Here is a 16,764-nt window from a genome sequence, read left to right as displayed (position 1 = left end):
ACTAAAAAAAGCGCCTGATCCCGCAAAGATTGTGGGTATGCTTCTTCAACTCAAGCGAGTATATGCCATCTTCATTGATGGTATCAATTTTAACTTTACCTGAAGCGTGAATAATATGCTCATTATTGAGCATGATGCCTACATGTGTTACGCGTCCTTCGGCATTATCAAAAAATGCCAAATCGCCAAGCTTTGCATCCTTTATCGCTTCAACCTTTGTGCCCTCTTTTACCTGCATGCTGGCGTCACGCTTAATCCTGAGGCCTTTAAGTTTATAAACTACCTGTGTAAAGCCCGAGCAGTCGATCCCAAAATGAGTCCGCCCCCCCCACAAATAGGGCGAGTTCAGAAATGTTTTGGCAGTAGCGGCAATATCTTCGGGTTCGCCAACCTTACCAATAATTTCAAAACGATCATTGCCAATCCTACAAGATGTGCCTTCCAAAAAAGCGAGCGAGCTGCCTGCTGGTAAATAAACAATACTGTTATCGCTTATTTTCCAGGCTTGGGTAACGGCCTGGTAAGTAAGTTGCGAAGGATGGCTTTTTATATGCTTATACGCTAAATGACCAAGCATAGCAAATTGTAAACGGCCTATCCATCCCACATACCCATCACTTTCGGCAATGATCTTAACCCAGTTAGTTTGCCACTCGGTTATTTCAAATGCCTCGCCAAATAATAATTGCGACACCTGCTCACTCCGTTCATTGGGCTCGGCCCTGAGCGGAATTACAGCAAGGTTACATATCCCGTACTCCATAGTTCTGTAAATGTCAAATAAACAAAAATTTCGCGCGTATTTTTAAACTATACACAGTTAACATTTAAATATGATGTTACTTTTATAATTGGTATTTGCTGCTCTGGGGTAAAAGCTTTACGATAATACAAAAAAAACGCTAAACAAAAAAGGGATATGCAATGCACATCCCCTTTAATATTTTGTAAGGCTTATACTATTCGTTCATGTGCAGCCAATCTTTTTTGGCAAGCAGTTCTTCTTCCGTTTCGCGGATATCTTCATCATCAACACAGCAATCAACCGGACAAACGGCAGCACACTGAGGCTCATCATGGAAACCCACACATTCGGTACACTTATCAGGTACTATATAATATATATCGTCAGATAATGCAGCTTGTGTTTCTTCAGCATTCAGGGTATTACCATCGCCAAAATCAATAATCCCTTTAAGGCCTGTCCCGTCGCTAAAACGCCAGGCAGCTCCTGCATCATAAATAGCATTATTAGGGCATTCCGGTTCGCAGGCCCCGCAGTTTATGCATTCGTCGGTGATTTTAATCGCCATATTTCTAAATATCTAATAATCTCAATTAACTTTGCCTGCAAATTGCAAGCGTACAAATATAACAAAAAAAGGCTTTAAGGGTTTATTCCCCTAACATATATATGTCAAAAATTAATCTAAAAACCTCAATAAATTCATTTTCGGAGTTGGGCAGGCAATTGCGAACTCCAGATGCTGCGTTAAGTGCCCTTATCGAAAACGAACAATACCACAATGCCTGGTTTACTCCGGCAAGCGTTTTGGAAGCTGTAACAGCCATTGGTAATATGCTTAACGAAGCTGATCTGAACACCTGGCTTTCAAAATATAACCTTGAAACGGACAAGGCCCCAAAAAAAGTTGGACTTATCCTGGCGGGCAATATCCCGCTGGTGGGTTTCCATGATGTGCTTTGTGTTATAGCTTCAGGTAATAAAGCGCTGATTAAAGCTTCATCCCAGGATGCCAGGCTTATCAAAGCTGTATTGGAAAAACTGGCAGCTATTGATCCCACTTTTGCAGATAGCTTTAGCTTTGTTGACAGGCTGGAAGGCTTTGATGCCATCATAGCTACGGGCAGCAACAACAGTTCACGTTACTTTGATTATTATTTTGGCAAAGTGCCTAATATCATCCGCAAAAACCGCAACAGTATTGCTGTACTAAGCGGCAATGAAAGCGCCGAAGACCTGTTTAACCTGGGCCATGATATTTTAGACTATTACGGACTTGGCTGCCGAAACGTATCTAAAATATTGGTACCTGAGGATTACGACTTCACTTTCTTTTTTGAATCGATAGAAAACCATAAGGCTATCATTAATCATCATAAATACAACAACAACTACGATTACAACAAATCTATTTACCTGGTAAACGGAGACAAACATCTTGACAATGGTTTTTTAATGGTGAAAGAAGATGACAGGCTGACATCTCCGCTGTCAGTATTGTTTTTTAATTACTATCACAACGCAGCAAATGCCGAAAACATCATCAATGAAAATGCCGAAAACATCCAGTGCATTGTAAGCACGCTCCCTTTACAGGTGAATAACCAGGTAGTTGGTTTTGGCCAAAGCCAGCAACCCAAATTATGGGATTACGCCGATGGTGTGGATACGATGGAATTTTTGTCAAGTCTTTAAATAAATAATACCTTTGGGAAGGACGGTCATCATTTCATTAGGTCATTAAGTCATTGAACTATTTGCAAAGCAAAAAAATGACTTAATGAGCAAAGCAAATGACCCAATGACACAATACGATGTATATCATAAAAGTTAAAGGTGTTGCCAAAATACCCGATTATGTGCAACTGCGCGATGATAAGTTTACGCTGTTGGCTTATTTCAGGGTTGACAGGCCGGATAAATCGCTTGACAAAGTTGGATTAGGCGATAAAGCCAACGAGATCATGAATATTATCAAAGACCTGCCGTTTGGGCAGATCTTAAAATTAGAGCTATAAAAACGATGATAGGAAATTCTATAATAAAACTAAACAACGTTGATATCTTTCAACAGGCGCACCTGGTACTTTCAAACGTAAATTTACATGTTGACAAAGGCGATTTTGTATGGCTGATTGGCCAGACAGGATCAGGAAAAAGTAGTCTGCTGAAGGTAATTTATGGCGATTTAGGAATAAAAGCCGGCACCGGCCATGCCTGTGGTTATGAACTGAGCAAGCTGCCAAGCCGCGATATTCCTTACCTGCGCCGTAAATTGGGTATAGTTTTCCAGGATTTCCAGTTACTTACCGACCGCACCATTGAGCAAAACCTGAACTTTGTGATGCGTGCAACCGGTTGGACCGACAAAAAGCTAATTGCCGACAAAGCTCTTGATGTACTTGAAAAAGTTGGCCTGCGTTCAAAGTTAAAGAAAATGCCTCATGAGCTTTCGGGTGGCGAGCAGCAGCGTGTAGTTATAGCACGTGCTTTGCTGAATGACCCTGAAATAATACTGGCGGATGAGCCGACAGGTAACCTCGACCCTGAAACATCTGAAGAAATTGTTATGCTGCTTAAACAGATCAGCCAATCGGGCACTGCTGTACTGGTGGCCACTCATGACTATCACATTATCCGCGCTTTTCCATCACGCATTATCAAATGCGAAAATGGCAAAGTTTTGGAAGATGTGGAGATATAGAACGAACCATGATTTTTAGGATTTAAAGATAGCCCTGATGTACAAAACTCAAGGCCATCTTTAACTCATGCGAATCATGGTTTTGGTTTGCCCATTTGGCGGTTCGCCTGTCACCCTTGCTTAAAATTACATCATCCCACTGACAGCTTGACTGCTTTGCAGCTATGGCAGGATACTTGATTGGCACTACTCGCTATGAAATTTAACGATATGTTGAAGAAAAAGAAGAAAGAAAATACGGATAATACAGAAAATATAAACGAAGTGGATAACGAGCAATTACAAAACGAAGGGCAGGATAACGCCCAGGAAACAGAAGCTACGGCTACAGAAACTGCAGCAGCCCCTACTGCCGAAGAAAAACTGAAAGACGAACTGGCACAGGCTAATGACAAGTACTTGCGTTTATATGCCGAATTTGATAACTTTAGAAGGCGTACCATTAAAGAACGCGAGGAAGCCCGCAAGACTGAAGGTAAAGACGTTATTGTGGCTTTATTACCTGTACTTGACGACTTTGAACGCGCACAGCGTGCCATGGATAAGGCTACCGAAGTAGCTCCTGTTAAAGAGGGTGTTACTTTGATACAAAACAAGCTGAAAAATATTTTAGGCCAAAAAGGCCTGAAAGAAATGACATCGATAGGCAATGCCTTTGATGCCGATCTGCATGAAGCTATCACCAACATTCCGGCTCCTACCGATGACCTTAAAGGCAAGGTAATGGACGAAATGGAAAAAGGCTATACTTTGAATGATAAAGTGATCCGCTTTGCTAAAGTGGTAGTTGGAGCGTAACTGATTTCGGATTTGGGACTTTCAATTTCGGATTTGTCCGAATGTGATAGTCTATCCTGATCTTACACAATATTAAATTATAATAAATCCGAAATCTGAATTTCGGAATCCGAAATTTTTAAAATTATGGCTAAGAGAGATTATTACGATGTGCTTGGAGTTGCAAAAGGTGCAAGTGCTGATGACATAAAAAAGGCATATCGTAAAATGGCTATTAAATATCACCCTGATAAAAACCAGGGCGATAAAGAAGCGGAAGAAAAGTTTAAAGAAGCTGCTGAAGCTTACGAAGTACTAAGTACTCCTGAAAAACGTCAGCGTTATGATCAGTTTGGTCATGCTGCCAACGCGTCATCGGCCAATGGCGGCGGTTACGGTGGTGGCGGCATGAATATGGATGACATATTCAGCCAGTTTGGCGATATTTTTGGCGGCGGCAGTCCGTTTGAAGGGTTCTTTGGCGGTGGCCGTCAAAGTGGTGGCGGTGGCAGGCGCGTAGCCCGCGGCAGCAACCTGCGTATTAAAGTGCGTTTAACACTTGAAGAGATTGCCAATGGCGCCGAAAAGAAAATCAAGGTTAACAAACAGATCATCTGTAAAACATGCGACGGCTCGGGTGCTAAAGATAAATCATCATTCCAAACCTGTAAAACTTGCGGCGGCTCGGGAGCAGTGCGCAGGGTAACCAATACTATATTGGGCCAGATGCAAACTACCAGCACCTGCCCTACCTGTAACGGCGAAGGTTCAACAATTTTGTCGAAATGTACCGTTTGTCATGGCGATGGCGTTGTTCGTGGTGAAGAATTGATCACCATCCAGGTGCCTGCAGGCGTTAGCGAAGGTATGCAGCTGAGCATGAGCGGCAAAGGTAACGCTGCTCCTCGTGGTGGCGTTCCCGGCGACCTTATTATACTGATTGAAGAAGTGCCTCACGAAACTTTGAAACGCGATGGCAACAACGTGATTTATGATTTACATGTAAACTTTGTTGATGCAACTTTAGGTACATCTGTTGAAGTGCCAACTATTGACGGCAAGGCCAAAATAAAAATTGATCCGGGAACACAAGGTGGCAAAATTCTGCGCCTGAAAGGTAAAGGTTTACCAGAAGTAAACTCATACCACCGCGGCGACCAGCTGGTGCACATCAACATCTGGACGCCAAAAGCACTGAGCCGCGAAGAGCGCGAAATATTGGAGAAACTGCAAGGTTCGCCTAACTTCAAACCTAATCCGGGCAAAAACGAAAAAAGTTTTTTTGAACGGATGAAGGAATATTTTGAATAATCTTTTAAGGTGAAAGGATAAAGGCGAAAGCTGAAAGGTATATGCAACGCCCGGAGTATTATTACTTCGGGCGTTTTTGTTTTTGCAAGTTCAAGCGTCCGCGCTTGAACTGTTATTCATTTGAGCGTCCACGCTCACGATGCCGACAGAGGTTCTTTTAAAGTAAGCGTGGACGCTTACTTTAAAATCAGGTTCAAGCGAAGGACGCTTGAACCTGCGTAAAAAGACACTTGAACCTGTGCTAAAACTTTACAAAAGCATTTGAGCCGGCAATTCAATTTTTACTAACCGGATAATTTCCGTTAATTAGGGCTATGCCCGTGAAATTCAAATTACTCTTCTTTACCTGTCTCTTTTTATCCATTCTTAATACTCGTGCCCAAACCCCATCCGTCAGCAACAACTACCAAACCGAAGCCGGCGTACCCAGGCTAAACATTGAGCGATCGATGATCTACTCGCCGGATAAGGAATGGCTGTACAATCATCATGCATCTATTATCCATTTTAAAGACCGTTTTGTAGCCATATGGAGCAACGGGATGATTGATGAAGATTCGCCGGGGCAAAGGGTGGTTTATGCTACTTCAACAGATTTTGAACACTGGTCGCCATTGAGGGTATTGGCTTCTCCGGGCAAAATCAATGATACACTTACTGTACTTACCGCTGCCGGGCTTTATCAATACAAGGGAACTTTAGTGGCCTATTACGGCGATTATGATAAACATCGTCAAAATACCCACCTATGGGCTAAAACCAGTATAGATGGTGAGCATTGGAGCAAACCACTTGACATGCACCTGCCCGTTGTACCCAATCACGGCCCGGAAATGACAAACAGCGGGCGATTAATTATCAGCGATAATTTCACCTTTCCTTACACCGATGATCCGCGCGGGCTTTCGGGCTGGAAACTCAGCAGCTTTTATCCCGATTCACTTTATAAGCAGGATAATCCGGCTATGTTTTATACTCCTGCCGCAAAATCAAGCCTACCACCACTTTGCGAAGGATCATTTTTCCAAACCGATGATAACGTTTTGCACATGCTTTTAAGAGTAACCGGCAAAGGCTGGAAAGGACATTTGTGGCTTACCGAAAGTAAAGACAATGGCAAAAGCTGGTCGCGCCCTACAGAAGCGCCATTTTCTGATAATGACAGTAAATTTCATTTCGGCAGATTGCCGGATAAGCGGTTTTATTATGTAGGTATCCCGGATACCTTACACCATTACGACCGGAATCCATTGGTGTTATCGCTTTCAAAGGATGGTAAATCATTCGATAAAAACTACATCATTGCCGACGAGCTTTATCATCTTAAGAAAGAAGGACTTTGGAAAGGCGGACAATATGGCTATCCGCATACAATCATTTATAAGGGTGATATGTACGTGATTATATCCCGGCAAAAGGAATCTATCGAAGCACTAAAGTTCGATCTAAATCAACTCAAATAGATAGGCTGCAAATTAGAGATATTAAAAATGGCGTATTTGTTTTTATTCAAATACGCCATTTTTTTATTTCAATAAACAACCTAAACCATAATTGGGGTTTGGGTATATTTATACGCATAATTTAAACCTACCCTGCTCATGAAACCAACCCGTGATACCGCTTATCTCACCATTGCTACATCAATTATCGGTGCGTTGATACAAATACTAATGCTACCAATGCAAAATCTACTTTTTAAATTTCCTGATAATTTCAAGTACCTGATATATTTCATCCCTTTGTTATGCTTCATTTGGTTAGTGGTATTTATGATAGGTATCGTAAAATACACCAATGAAAAACCTTTTGTATTTAACACCTTTATCATTTACTCAATTTTCAGCTCGCTCCAAGGTGCCGCCAGCATTACAATGAACTTTTTCCATGTACCGGTACAGTCAATGCTCATGTTTTATCAAGTTACAGCTATCATTAAACTGCTGATTGTAATAGGCTTTATTGTTGCTACATTTAATTTAAGTCCTACTCAATTCAGGTCACCTCTCCGTTTTTTTGCACTGAGCGAGTTATTTATCATGTTATTTTATATTGTAATGCCACCACTGCTTACTTTAACAGGAGGTAGCAATTATGTCGGGTATATAAGATATTTGGCCCTTATAAATCTCATCATTCCGGCAGCGGGCATTTACATAGCGGTAACCGCTTTAAATGTTATTAATAAACAGCAATGGCAAAAACCGTTTTACGAAATGGATAAACCCGACTGGCCGCCATATGATAAACCCGGCCTGTAACTTTTTTTGCTTACCTTCATCTAAAAGCAAAACAGATACATAAACCTTAACAAATGCTAAGCATCCGCAATATTGTTAAACAATACGCCGGTCACCGGGCCTTAAGCGATGTAAGTTTGGAAGTTGAGAGCGGACAGATATTTGGTCTGCTGGGGCCCAATGGCGCCGGTAAAACTTCACTTATTCGTATTGTTAACCAAATAACCGCACCTGATTCGGGCGACGTATATTTTAACGGCGAAAAACTTAATCAATCGCATATTGAGCGTATAGGTTACCTGCCTGAAGAACGCGGCCTTTATAAAAAGATGGAGATAGGCGAGCAGATGATATACCTTGCACGTTTAAAAGGCCTGAGCCGTGCCGAAGCCCAAAAGCGCCTGAAATTCTGGTTTGAAAAGCTGGAAATGGAAACCTGGTGGAAAAAGAAGATCGAAGAGCTATCAAAAGGGATGCAGCAAAAAGCCCAGTTTGTAGCCACAGTGTTGCATGAACCCGATCTGATCATTTTGGACGAACCTTTCAGTGGCTTTGACCCTGTAAACGCCGAGTTGATTAAAGATGAGATTCTGGAACTCAACAAAAAAGGCGCAACTATCCTGTTCTCTACCCACCGTATGGAATCAGTAGAAGAGCTTTGTGATGCCATAGCGCTTATCAATAAATCGCACAAGATCCTGGACGGCAAGGTTAAGCATATCCGCAACTCATACCGCAACGAAACTTATTTTGTTGAATATGAAGGTCCGCGGATAGCATTTGATGGCAGCCAGCCTTTTGAATTGCTTGATGAAACCCATAGTGTGGATGATAGCCATACCATCAAAATAAAACTTAGTGGGCAAAACAACTCAAACGATGTTTTGCAGTACCTGATTCCTAAAGCCAGGGTAAATATGCTGCAGGAGGTAATACCCAGTATGCATGAAATATTTATAGAAAAAGTTAACCTAAACTCGGCCGGTCATGAATAAAGTATTACTCATTATACAGCGCGAATACCTGACCCGGGTACGCAAAAAATCATTTATCATTATGCTGTTTGTAGTACCGGCATTGATATTTGTAATGGGCGTGGTAATAAAAATGGTGGCCGAAAACAGTGATAAACTATCCTCACTACAAACGGTTAACGTAATTGATAAAAGCGGCAGCTTCGCCAATAAGTTCCACGATGTAACTAACGTGAAGTTTACCTATGCCTTAACCGATTTAAAATCATCTAAGCAGTTACTGAAGGATAGCGAGGGTATCTCTATTTTGTATATACCTGCAAATTATATGCAAAAGGATTCGGTGCAGATCTTTTCAAAAAAGAAAGCCTCTATCCCCCTATCTGAAGAAATTGAAAAGCAAATCAGCGATATCGCTTTTTCAAACAACCTGATCAGCCACCATATTGATACAGCTCTTTTAAGTAGCATAAAGCGGACTAATATATCAGTGAATGCTATTGAAATTTCAGACAAAGGCGATAAAAATGCCAACATCGGCCCCAATATCTTAATTGGTATAGCCTGCGCCATCCTCATCTACCTATCGTTATTTATATATGGCGGGCAGGTAATGCGCGGGGTTATTGAAGAAAAAACCAACCGTATCATAGAAGTGGTAATATCATCAGTAAAGCCATTTCAATTAATGCTGGGTAAAATCATTGGTGTTGGTTTAGTTGGCTTAACACAATTTAGCGCCTGGATAATCTTATCCGTCATATCCACTAAAATAGCCGGTCATGCTTTTAGCTCGCCGGCCAGCCCCATGACTAACGCGCTCGCCGTATTGCAAACCATTCCGTTCGGTTATATTATGGGCTGCTTTATATTTTACTTTTTAAGTGGATATCTGTTTTACGCCGCCCTGTTTGCGGCTGTAGGGTCAGCAGTTGATAGCGAGACAGAAACTCAACAGTTTATGTTTCCAATCACCATGCCTTTGCTGTTTACTTATATATTATCGGTATCGGTACTTTTCAGGGCTCCAGATAGCCCGTTGGCTGTATGGCTGTCTATGATCCCTTTTACTGCCCCTGTAGCTATGATGGTGCGTATCCCATTTGATCCGCCGCACTGGCAGGTAGCTATTTCTATGGCTTTAATGGTTGTAGGCTTTTTATTTACCACTTACGTTGCTGCCCGCATTTACAGAGTAGGCGTATTGATGTATGGTAAAAAAGCAAGTTATAAAGAACTGGTTAAATGGTTTTTTTATAAAGAATAGTTTGATTTCGGATATCGGATGTTCGATTTCGGATTTACAAAATAAAATCCCCGGGAATAATTAAACAATTTCGGGGATTATTTATTTTAGCTGCATGACTAAACGCGTTGCAGTAATGGATCTGGGTACAAATACCTTCCATTTGTTGATTGCCGAAGGAGATATAAACAACTACTGTGAAATTGTACACATTACCGAAGCCGTAAAAATTGGCGAAGGCGGTATTAACAAAGGGTATGTTGTACCTGAGGCTTTTCAGCGTGGTTTAAATACCATGCAGCGTTTCCATGAGCTCATTGAAGCCAACCATATTACCGACGTGAGGGCTATAGCTACATCGGCCTTGCGAAATGCATCCAACGGAAATGATTTCATTAAAGAGGTAGAATCAAAAACAGGCATTGCCATTGAAATTATCGATGGTGAGCAGGAAGCCGGTTTCATTTACAATGGAGTAAAGTTAAGCGGTTGCTTATCAGCAAAAAACTCATTGATCATGGATATTGGTGGCGGCAGTGTGGAGTTCATATTAGGTAATACTGATAAAATTTTGTGGAAACAAAGTTTTGAAGTAGGCGCCGCCCGGCTCATGAACCAATTTCATCACACCGACCCTATCCCTCCGGCATCCATCGAAGCCTTAAATTTATACCTGGAGGACAAGCTGAATGATTTATTCGTTGCCATATCAGGCATTGAAATCGATTCGCTTGTTGGCTCATCAGGCTCATTTGAAACGTTCGCCGGGTTGATAGAAACCGACAAGGCAAAATCATTTGATTTAAAGAATATTAAGCACTATGACTTTGAGGAAGATGAATTGTTGACCATAACCAACAAACTCATTTTTTCGAGCCATAAAGAACGGGCAGGCAATCCGGGCATTATCCCGGTCCGGATTGATATGATTGTAACGGCATCATTGGTTACCCGTTTTATCATGCACACGTTGGACATCCATAATGTAAGTTTGTGTACAAACTCATTAAAAGAAGGCGTTTTGGCGGGGATGTTGACAGGAGCCAATTAAAGCCCGCTGACGTTTATCAAGCCTACGCATGTCGAGAAGCCAATAATTAAAACCATTAGCGCGCTTAATAGCCACACCCAGCTTCTTTTCATGATAGCAAATATGATACAGGCAAAAAACTGAATGCCGATAAAAAACATATCAAAAATAAACCCGCCATCTTTACTTGTAACCGCACAAATAACGGTGTAAGCCGCAAATACCAGCAGGTTATACCCCACTATTTTCATTGCTGATGGCTTCTTTTCTTCATGATTACCAGGGGCATCATTGCCGCCTTGCGATGTTACGTTATTGTTGTCAGCTTCCATCACGCTAAAATTTCTGTTCTTAATTGTTCCAGGTATTCCCGCTTATCGTCGCGGTAAAAAATGTTCATGGTTTCAAAGGGGATAATCTGCATATCCTTGTTTACGATATGCACACAGGATTTTTTGACGGCCCGCACATCAAAGTTATGCGCGTCAATAAATTGCATAATGATTACCCTGAACAGGTTATCATAGCCCAGGTTAGGTGCATCTATTTCGGGCAAACAGCATAACAACGAATGCAGGTGCTCTTTAGCCTTATCTACCGAATTACCCGTACTGAACATATTAAGAAGATGCCCTTTCAGGCGTTCATCATTTTCGTATACTATGGTATTTTTTGAATTATCCAGCAGATCATCCGGGTTAATCATCCGGGTTAGCGGGATCACCTCACCTCCCAGTTTAAGGGCATAGCCCATCACCAAAGCATCCGGATTACACGGTACGGGGATCAGGTCGTTTTTGTTGAACACATTGGTTTGTTTCAATATGGCATTCCGCACCTCGGTCATGGTATACCTGTCGGTTTGGGTGTTGAAATTCTCTATCCGGCCGGCTTCCTGCGTCGGCTGCAAAGTTACACCCCGTACACAGGGCTGCTTCAGCGCATATTCAATAATCTGCCCTATCTCATCGGTATTAAGACCTTTTTGCAGGGTAACAACCAAAGTAGTGGAGAGATTATATTTATTAAGATTTTCAATAGCCTTTTGTCTTACTTCACGCAAATCCTCGCCTCTCAGCTGTTCAAGGGCTTCCTTTTTAAACGAATCAAACTGCAGGTAGATCTCAAAATCGGGCATGTAACTGGCCAGGCGTTTCACAAAAGCCTCATCCTTAGCTATACGAATGCCGTTGGTATTTACCATTAAATGCTTAATGGGTTTTGTTTTGGCTATATCCAGGATCTCAAAAAACTGAGGATGCACAGTAGGCTCTCCTCCGCTAATCTGCACCACATCCGGCTGACCTTCATTAGCAACAACAACATCCAGCATCTGCTCAATTTCGGCTAAAGTACGGTGCCTGCCATAAGTAGGCGATGACATGGCATAGCACGTTGGGCAGCTTAAATTGCACCTGTCTGTAACCTCAACAACCGTAAGGCAGGAATGCTGCTCATGATCCTGGCAAAGACCGCAATCATAAGGGCAACCATAATGTGTTTTAGTATTGAACTTCAGCGGCATTTCACTCCGCTTGGCATAGTTGCGGCAGTTTTTATAATATTCAATATCCGTGGCAATCAGTACCTTTTCAAAACCATGCTCACGGCAGTTTTTAAGCATGTAAACCTTATCATCTTCAAAAACAATTTTAGCATCAACCCGGCGCAAACAGGTAGAGCAAATGCTCAGCGTAAAATCATAATAAATATATGGGCGTTCAGGCATGGTTTATAAACAGTTTTTTAGGATGTAGAAATACTTTATAATAATACAAAATACCGGCAATAGAAACTAACTGAATTACCGACAAGCCGAAACTGAAAAAATAATCGGGTTTGATAAACTCTACCAGGAGCCTGAAAATAAGATAGCTTGTCATAAATACTTTAAACCTTGCGCCATCGGCAAACTGCCGTTTTCGCTCTATAAGCTTCAGCACAACCCAAATCATCAGCCAAAATATAATTTCATAAAGATTGGTAGGGTGCCTGCGGATACCGTCGCCAAAATCGATAGCCCATGGCAAGTTTGATGCTACTCCATAGGTGCCATCCTCCAGCCCGGCCAAAAAGCATCCCGTACGCCCGATAACCATAGCCAGGATAAGGGGGTAAACCATCAGATCGCCGGAGGAAGCTGTTACACCCAATTGCTTTTTGGTAAGCTCAACCCCTATCAGCCCGCCAAGCATGCCGCCCACTATGGTTTTGTTGCTCATAAAGTAGATAATACTGAAATGCGAGAAGAGCAAAGCCGGATTTTCAAAAACACCTACAAGGTGTGAGCCGATGAACGCGCCTGTCGCCGCGCCAATAAAAATAATTAACCGGTGATGCGCAGAGATCTTATCAGTGGTGTGTTTACGCAGCCAGACATAGTATTGATAGCCTAAAAAGTACGATAGCGTTTCGCAAACAAAATGTACCGGAATTGATGACCGGCCTAAAGGGATATTTACTGGAAACTGCAAGTTTAGCTTTTATATGCACTAAAATATGCTTTTTATTTTACGCCAGATCCTTTTTGGTAAAGAAGCCCTTACATAAATACCGCCGGCTACAACAGTTTGCCAACGGGTATTTATTAGATCCTCAGCCATGGTTATCACAAAGTTCGGTTTGTTAATGATATCTGCAATTTTGAATTCCTGTGATACATAACCGATATATGATACCCTGAGCGTATCGTTTAGTGATGCAGCAGCAAGTTTAAACCGTCCCTCAGTATCTGATATTACTCTTGTCGCTTCTCCTTTTATGGAGATAGTAGCTCCTGGCATAAGTGAGTTCAGATCTTTAATAACTCCGTTAATAATAAACAACCTTGCAGTATCCTGCTGTAAAACCTTATTTTTTAATAGCCGGGGCCCTTGCTCGGTTTTATTTTGAGCTTTTGCCTCAACTTTGGTTATCGGCGTTAAAAACAAAAGCGACATAACGGTTAACCATGTCTTCCAATTTTGTTTGGGTGCATTCCACAATTTATTATTGATGGCACTTAACTGCTCCATATTCAAACGGCCGCAAACATTACCACTTCTTGCCAGGTAGTTGATCACATCCTGGTTGCTCATCACTGTAAAGTCAATCACCGTTTTGCAGCAATGACCGCAATAACGGCCATTGCTAACGGTTGTCATCTGTTGCCACTGTTCATGACAAGGTTTAGGTATGCTGACATGTGGAATAGGGCCCATTTTACTAATTTGCCTATAGGATGCAGTTGTCAGCATAATTCCATAAACCGTTTTAACTTTTTTATAAGATTATTTTTTACAGGCATCCTTTGTATATTGGGTGCTTAAATAAGCAGCATGAAATTAAGATCTATCGGCATTGGTTTAATGTCGGTTTTAGCACTTGGCGCGTCGGCGCAAAAAAGGAAACTCAATCCTAACGATACTTCATCAAACTATAATCCGGCAGAGGCTTTCAGGCCTATGTTTTATACCGAAAAAGGTAACGACTTTCATTCGCCAAACGGCGCTCCCGGCCCTAAATACTGGCAAAACCGGGCCGGCTACACCCTTAAAGTTAAACTTGATACCGCAAGCAAAACCATAAGCGGTACTGTTGTGATCAATTACACCAATAACAGTCCGGATGCCCTGCCATACCTTTGGCTGCAACTTGATCAAAACACATACAAACAAGATGCCCGCTCTAACTTTTTCACAGACCATTCGCCCGCTGCTGATCAGCATACCAGTGGTTACCAGATAGAATCCGTATCAGTTGATTATGGTGATGTGGTTAAACCTGTGCCCTTCGTAATTTCTGACGCCCGTATGCAGGTTCGTCTTGCACACCCACTGCAAAAAGGGACCATCAAACTGCGTATTAATTATCACTATACCATTCCCGGTGCTTTTGGTGGTCGTACCGATTATTGCGATACCAAAAATGGCAAGATCTATGAAATTGCCCAGTGGTTTCCGCGGATGTGCGTTTATGACGACAGTCATGGCTGGGATACCCTCCCGTTTTTAGGCAGCGGCGAATTTTATCTTGATTACGGAGATATAGATTATGCTGTTACTGTACCATGGGATATGATCGTAGCCGGATCGGGCGAATTGCTTAACCCTAAAGAAGTACTTACCGCTAAACAGATTGCCCGATTAGATCAGGCGCGAAATAGCGATAAAACCATCATGATCCGCGATTTGGCAGAGGTTAACGATCATGCCAGTCGCCCGGTTAATAAGGGAACACTTACCTGGCATTTTAAAATGCTTAATACGCGTGATGTTGCCTTTGGCGCATCAAAGGCTTATATATGGGATGCAGCAAGGGTGAACCTGCCCAGCGGCAAAAAGTCATTGGCAATGAGCGTTTACCCAGCCGAAAGTTACGGCAACGACGCCTGGGGCCGGGCTACCGAATACCTTAAAAAATCAATAGAATATTTTTCGGAAAAATGGTTTGAATACCCTTACCCTGTTGCCATTAATGAGGCTGGTATTGCCGGCGGTATGGAATACCCCGGTATAGTGTTTGACGGCATTACCGATAAAGGCAGCGTACTGTATTGGGTTACCGCGCACGAGATTGGCCACAACTGGTTCCCTATGATCGTAGGATCAAACGAGCGCCGCTACGGCTGGATGGACGAAGGCCTGAACACCTTTATAGATATCTACGCTTCCGACGCGTTTAACAAAGGAGAATATGCGCCTAAACGCGATAGCGAATATGCACCCGGCGGCGGCAACCCGGCCGATGAGATAATTCCGGCCATGCTTGACCCGCAATCACCGAGTATCATGACAGCCCCAGATGCTATTCCCGAAAAGTACCGCCATCCGCTCACCTACTATAAACCTGCTTTTGGCCTGGTTTTATTACGTGAACAGATTTTAGGGAAAGACAGGTTTGATTACGCATTTAAAAACTATATTAATCAATGGGCTTTTAAACATCCACAACCCGATGATTTCTTCAGGTCGATGGAGAATGGTGCCGGTGAAGACCTATCCTGGTTTTGGAAAGGCTGGTTTTACAATAACTGGTCAGTTGATATAGCGCTCATTGATGCTAAATATGCAGGCAGAGACGCGTCAAAGGGTATCACGATAAATGTGGTGAACAAAGAACAACTGCCAATGCCATTTACTGTAGAGGTAAAATTTAAAGACGGCAGCAAAAAACGCTTTTACCTGCCGGTTGAAACCTGGCTGCAATACAAACAGATAAACTACACACTGCCTACCACACAGGAAGCCGAATCGGTAACTATTGATCCCGATGCTGCCCTGCCCGATCTTAACCGAGGCAATAATAGCCAAAAGGTTAAATAACCTTCTCTCCTATGCCGGGTGCTCCGCATTACAGATGGAATACCCGGCATATTTTCCAGTGATATCTTCACACTCTCTTTTCAAAAAGCACAGCCACATTGTAAATATTTGGCTACCGTGCTCAATTATTAGCATCAACAACAAAAATTAACACTCTTTTTAGGAATACTCTTAAAAAATCTATCAATTATTGAAATTTTAAAATCTCTACCAGTAAGCTAATAACATGCTTATTGATTAAAAGCAAGGTGGAAATTATTCCCCAATGTGGGTAAATTATAATTAATAATTAACCACACTTTTATTTTCATTTTCATAACAAAACCTCAAATCCAAGCCATCATTTTCAACGTAAGTGCCTTATTGAGTGAAATATTGTAGTTTCGTCGCGTTTTTATTGAATTAGCATCATTATTGCAATTGCTCCCTAAAAC

General features: G+C 42.0%; 17 protein-coding genes. 11 read left to right on the top strand and 6 right to left on the bottom strand.

All coding sequences use genetic code 11. The features are described 5' to 3' along the window. Nucleotide 1: 1 nt before the first annotated feature. Complete coding sequence (locus EAH55_RS11960) at nt 2-763, bottom strand: C40 family peptidase (protein ID WP_112573563.1); 762 nt, start codon at nt 761-763, stop codon at nt 2-4. Between the two features lie 196 nt (nt 764-959). Next, complete coding sequence (locus EAH55_RS11955) at nt 960-1,313, bottom strand: 4Fe-4S dicluster domain-containing protein (protein ID WP_091210659.1); 354 nt, start codon at nt 1,311-1,313, stop codon at nt 960-962. A gap of 101 nt (nt 1,314-1,414) precedes the next feature. On the opposite strand from EAH55_RS11955, the gene EAH55_RS11950 reads away from it, so the two are divergent. The 10 genes from EAH55_RS11950 to EAH55_RS11905 all read left to right on the top strand — a co-directional run bounded on the left by EAH55_RS11950 (nt 1,415) and on the right by EAH55_RS11905 (nt 11,048). Continuing rightward, nucleotides 1,415-2,440 (top strand): acyl-CoA reductase, encoded by a 1,026-nt coding sequence (locus EAH55_RS11950; RefSeq protein ID WP_121809800.1) that lies wholly within the window; start codon nt 1,415-1,417, stop codon nt 2,438-2,440. A 119-nt stretch (nt 2,441-2,559) separates the two neighbouring features. Next, on the top strand, nt 2,560-2,763 hold the full coding sequence (locus EAH55_RS11945) for a fructose-6-phosphate aldolase (RefSeq protein ID WP_114937198.1): 204 nt from the start codon (nt 2,560-2,562) through the stop codon (nt 2,761-2,763). A gap of 5 nt (nt 2,764-2,768) precedes the next feature. Further along, entirely contained in the window at nt 2,769-3,449 is a 681-nt protein-coding gene (locus tag EAH55_RS11940) for a cell division ATP-binding protein FtsE (RefSeq protein ID WP_121809799.1), read from the top strand. A gap of 195 nt (nt 3,450-3,644) precedes the next feature. Next, nucleotides 3,645-4,247, top strand: a complete 603-nt coding sequence (locus EAH55_RS11935) for a nucleotide exchange factor GrpE (protein WP_244228162.1) — start codon at nt 3,645-3,647, stop codon at nt 4,245-4,247. 126 nt (nt 4,248-4,373) lie between these two features. After that, the gene (gene dnaJ / locus EAH55_RS11930) at nt 4,374-5,537 is read left to right on the top strand and encodes a molecular chaperone DnaJ (RefSeq protein WP_121809797.1); all 1,164 of its coding nucleotides are present in this window, start codon (nt 4,374-4,376) and stop codon (nt 5,535-5,537) included. Nucleotides 5,538-5,857: 320 nt separating this feature from the next. Beyond that, nucleotides 5,858-7,000 carry an exo-alpha-sialidase gene (locus EAH55_RS11925; protein ID WP_162996840.1) on the top strand — a complete coding sequence of 381 codons (1,143 nt, stop codon included), beginning with the start codon at nt 5,858-5,860 and terminating at the stop codon, nt 6,998-7,000. A gap of 138 nt (nt 7,001-7,138) precedes the next feature. Beyond that, on the top strand, nt 7,139-7,798 hold the full coding sequence (locus EAH55_RS11920) for a hypothetical protein (protein ID WP_121809795.1): 660 nt from the start codon (nt 7,139-7,141) through the stop codon (nt 7,796-7,798). A 53-nt stretch (nt 7,799-7,851) separates the two neighbouring features. Further along, on the top strand, nt 7,852-8,772 hold the full coding sequence (locus tag EAH55_RS11915; RefSeq protein WP_121809794.1) for an ABC transporter ATP-binding protein: 921 nt from the start codon (nt 7,852-7,854) through the stop codon (nt 8,770-8,772). Further along, complete coding sequence (locus EAH55_RS11910) at nt 8,765-10,018, top strand: ABC transporter permease (protein WP_121809793.1); 1,254 nt, start codon at nt 8,765-8,767, stop codon at nt 10,016-10,018. Before EAH55_RS11915 ends, EAH55_RS11910 begins: the two co-directional genes overlap by 8 nt. Nucleotides 10,019-10,112: 94 nt before the next feature. Then, nucleotides 10,113-11,048, top strand: a complete 936-nt coding sequence (locus EAH55_RS11905; RefSeq protein ID WP_121809792.1) for a Ppx/GppA phosphatase family protein — start codon at nt 10,113-10,115, stop codon at nt 11,046-11,048. Here EAH55_RS11905 and EAH55_RS11900 read toward each other — a convergent pair. The 4 genes from EAH55_RS11900 to EAH55_RS11885 are packed head-to-tail and all read right to left on the bottom strand — an operon-like array spanning nt 11,045 to nt 14,170. Next, nucleotides 11,045-11,359, bottom strand: coding sequence for a hypothetical protein (locus tag EAH55_RS11900; RefSeq protein WP_121809791.1), 315 nt, complete (start codon nt 11,357-11,359; stop codon nt 11,045-11,047). The two genes, EAH55_RS11905 and EAH55_RS11900, sit on opposite strands and share 4 nt — an antisense overlap. Beyond that, nucleotides 11,359-12,756, bottom strand: coding sequence for a radical SAM protein (locus tag EAH55_RS11895; protein ID WP_121809790.1), 1,398 nt, complete (start codon nt 12,754-12,756; stop codon nt 11,359-11,361). Before EAH55_RS11895 ends, EAH55_RS11900 begins: the two co-directional genes overlap by 1 nt. Beyond that, the gene (locus EAH55_RS11890; RefSeq protein ID WP_121809789.1) at nt 12,749-13,501 is read right to left on the bottom strand and encodes a prolipoprotein diacylglyceryl transferase; all 753 of its coding nucleotides are present in this window, start codon (nt 13,499-13,501) and stop codon (nt 12,749-12,751) included. The genes EAH55_RS11895 and EAH55_RS11890 overlap by 8 nt, the downstream gene beginning before the upstream one ends. Before the next feature lie 18 nt (nt 13,502-13,519). Next, nucleotides 13,520-14,170, bottom strand: a complete 651-nt coding sequence (locus tag EAH55_RS11885; RefSeq protein WP_162996839.1) for a carboxypeptidase-like regulatory domain-containing protein — start codon at nt 14,168-14,170, stop codon at nt 13,520-13,522. 174 nt (nt 14,171-14,344) lie between these two features. Between EAH55_RS11885 and EAH55_RS11880 the strand changes: the two genes are divergently transcribed. Continuing rightward, nucleotides 14,345-16,330, top strand: coding sequence for a M1 family metallopeptidase (locus tag EAH55_RS11880; RefSeq protein WP_121809787.1), 1,986 nt, complete (start codon nt 14,345-14,347; stop codon nt 16,328-16,330). The last annotated feature ends 434 nt before the right edge of the window (nt 16,331-16,764 follow it).

Origin of the sequence: Mucilaginibacter kameinonensis (assembly GCF_003675385.1) — a bacterium.
In the GTDB taxonomy this organism is placed as follows: Bacteria; Bacteroidota; Bacteroidia; order Sphingobacteriales; family Sphingobacteriaceae; genus Mucilaginibacter; species Mucilaginibacter kameinonensis.
The sequence above is the reverse complement of the archived record's forward strand: the minus strand, read 5'-3'. Positions and strand labels throughout refer to the sequence as shown.

Excerpts from the sequence above, each read along its gene's own strand:
- EAH55_RS11960 (WP_112573563.1), bottom strand. The coding sequence starts at position 763 with ATGGAGTACGGGATATGTAACCTTGCTGTAATTCCGCTCAGGGCCGAG.
- EAH55_RS11955 (WP_091210659.1), bottom strand. The coding sequence starts at position 1,313 with ATGGCGATTAAAATCACCGACGAATGCATAAACTGCGGGGCCTGCGAA.
- EAH55_RS11950 (WP_121809800.1), top strand. The coding sequence starts at position 1,415 with ATGTCAAAAATTAATCTAAAAACCTCAATAAATTCATTTTCGGAGTTG.
- EAH55_RS11945 (WP_114937198.1), top strand. The coding sequence starts at position 2,560 with ATGTATATCATAAAAGTTAAAGGTGTTGCCAAAATACCCGATTATGTG.
- EAH55_RS11940 (WP_121809799.1), top strand. The coding sequence starts at position 2,769 with ATGATAGGAAATTCTATAATAAAACTAAACAACGTTGATATCTTTCAA.
- EAH55_RS11935 (WP_244228162.1), top strand. The coding sequence starts at position 3,645 with ATGAAATTTAACGATATGTTGAAGAAAAAGAAGAAAGAAAATACGGAT.
- dnaJ (WP_121809797.1), top strand. The coding sequence starts at position 4,374 with ATGGCTAAGAGAGATTATTACGATGTGCTTGGAGTTGCAAAAGGTGCA.
- EAH55_RS11920 (WP_121809795.1), top strand. The coding sequence starts at position 7,139 with ATGAAACCAACCCGTGATACCGCTTATCTCACCATTGCTACATCAATT.
- EAH55_RS11915 (WP_121809794.1), top strand. The coding sequence starts at position 7,852 with ATGCTAAGCATCCGCAATATTGTTAAACAATACGCCGGTCACCGGGCC.
- EAH55_RS11910 (WP_121809793.1), top strand. The coding sequence starts at position 8,765 with ATGAATAAAGTATTACTCATTATACAGCGCGAATACCTGACCCGGGTA.
- EAH55_RS11905 (WP_121809792.1), top strand. The coding sequence starts at position 10,113 with ATGACTAAACGCGTTGCAGTAATGGATCTGGGTACAAATACCTTCCAT.
- EAH55_RS11900 (WP_121809791.1), bottom strand. The coding sequence starts at position 11,359 with ATGGAAGCTGACAACAATAACGTAACATCGCAAGGCGGCAATGATGCC.
- EAH55_RS11895 (WP_121809790.1), bottom strand. The coding sequence starts at position 12,756 with ATGCCTGAACGCCCATATATTTATTATGATTTTACGCTGAGCATTTGC.
- EAH55_RS11885 (WP_162996839.1), bottom strand. The coding sequence starts at position 14,170 with ATGACAACCGTTAGCAATGGCCGTTATTGCGGTCATTGCTGCAAAACG.
- EAH55_RS11880 (WP_121809787.1), top strand. The coding sequence starts at position 14,345 with ATGAAATTAAGATCTATCGGCATTGGTTTAATGTCGGTTTTAGCACTT.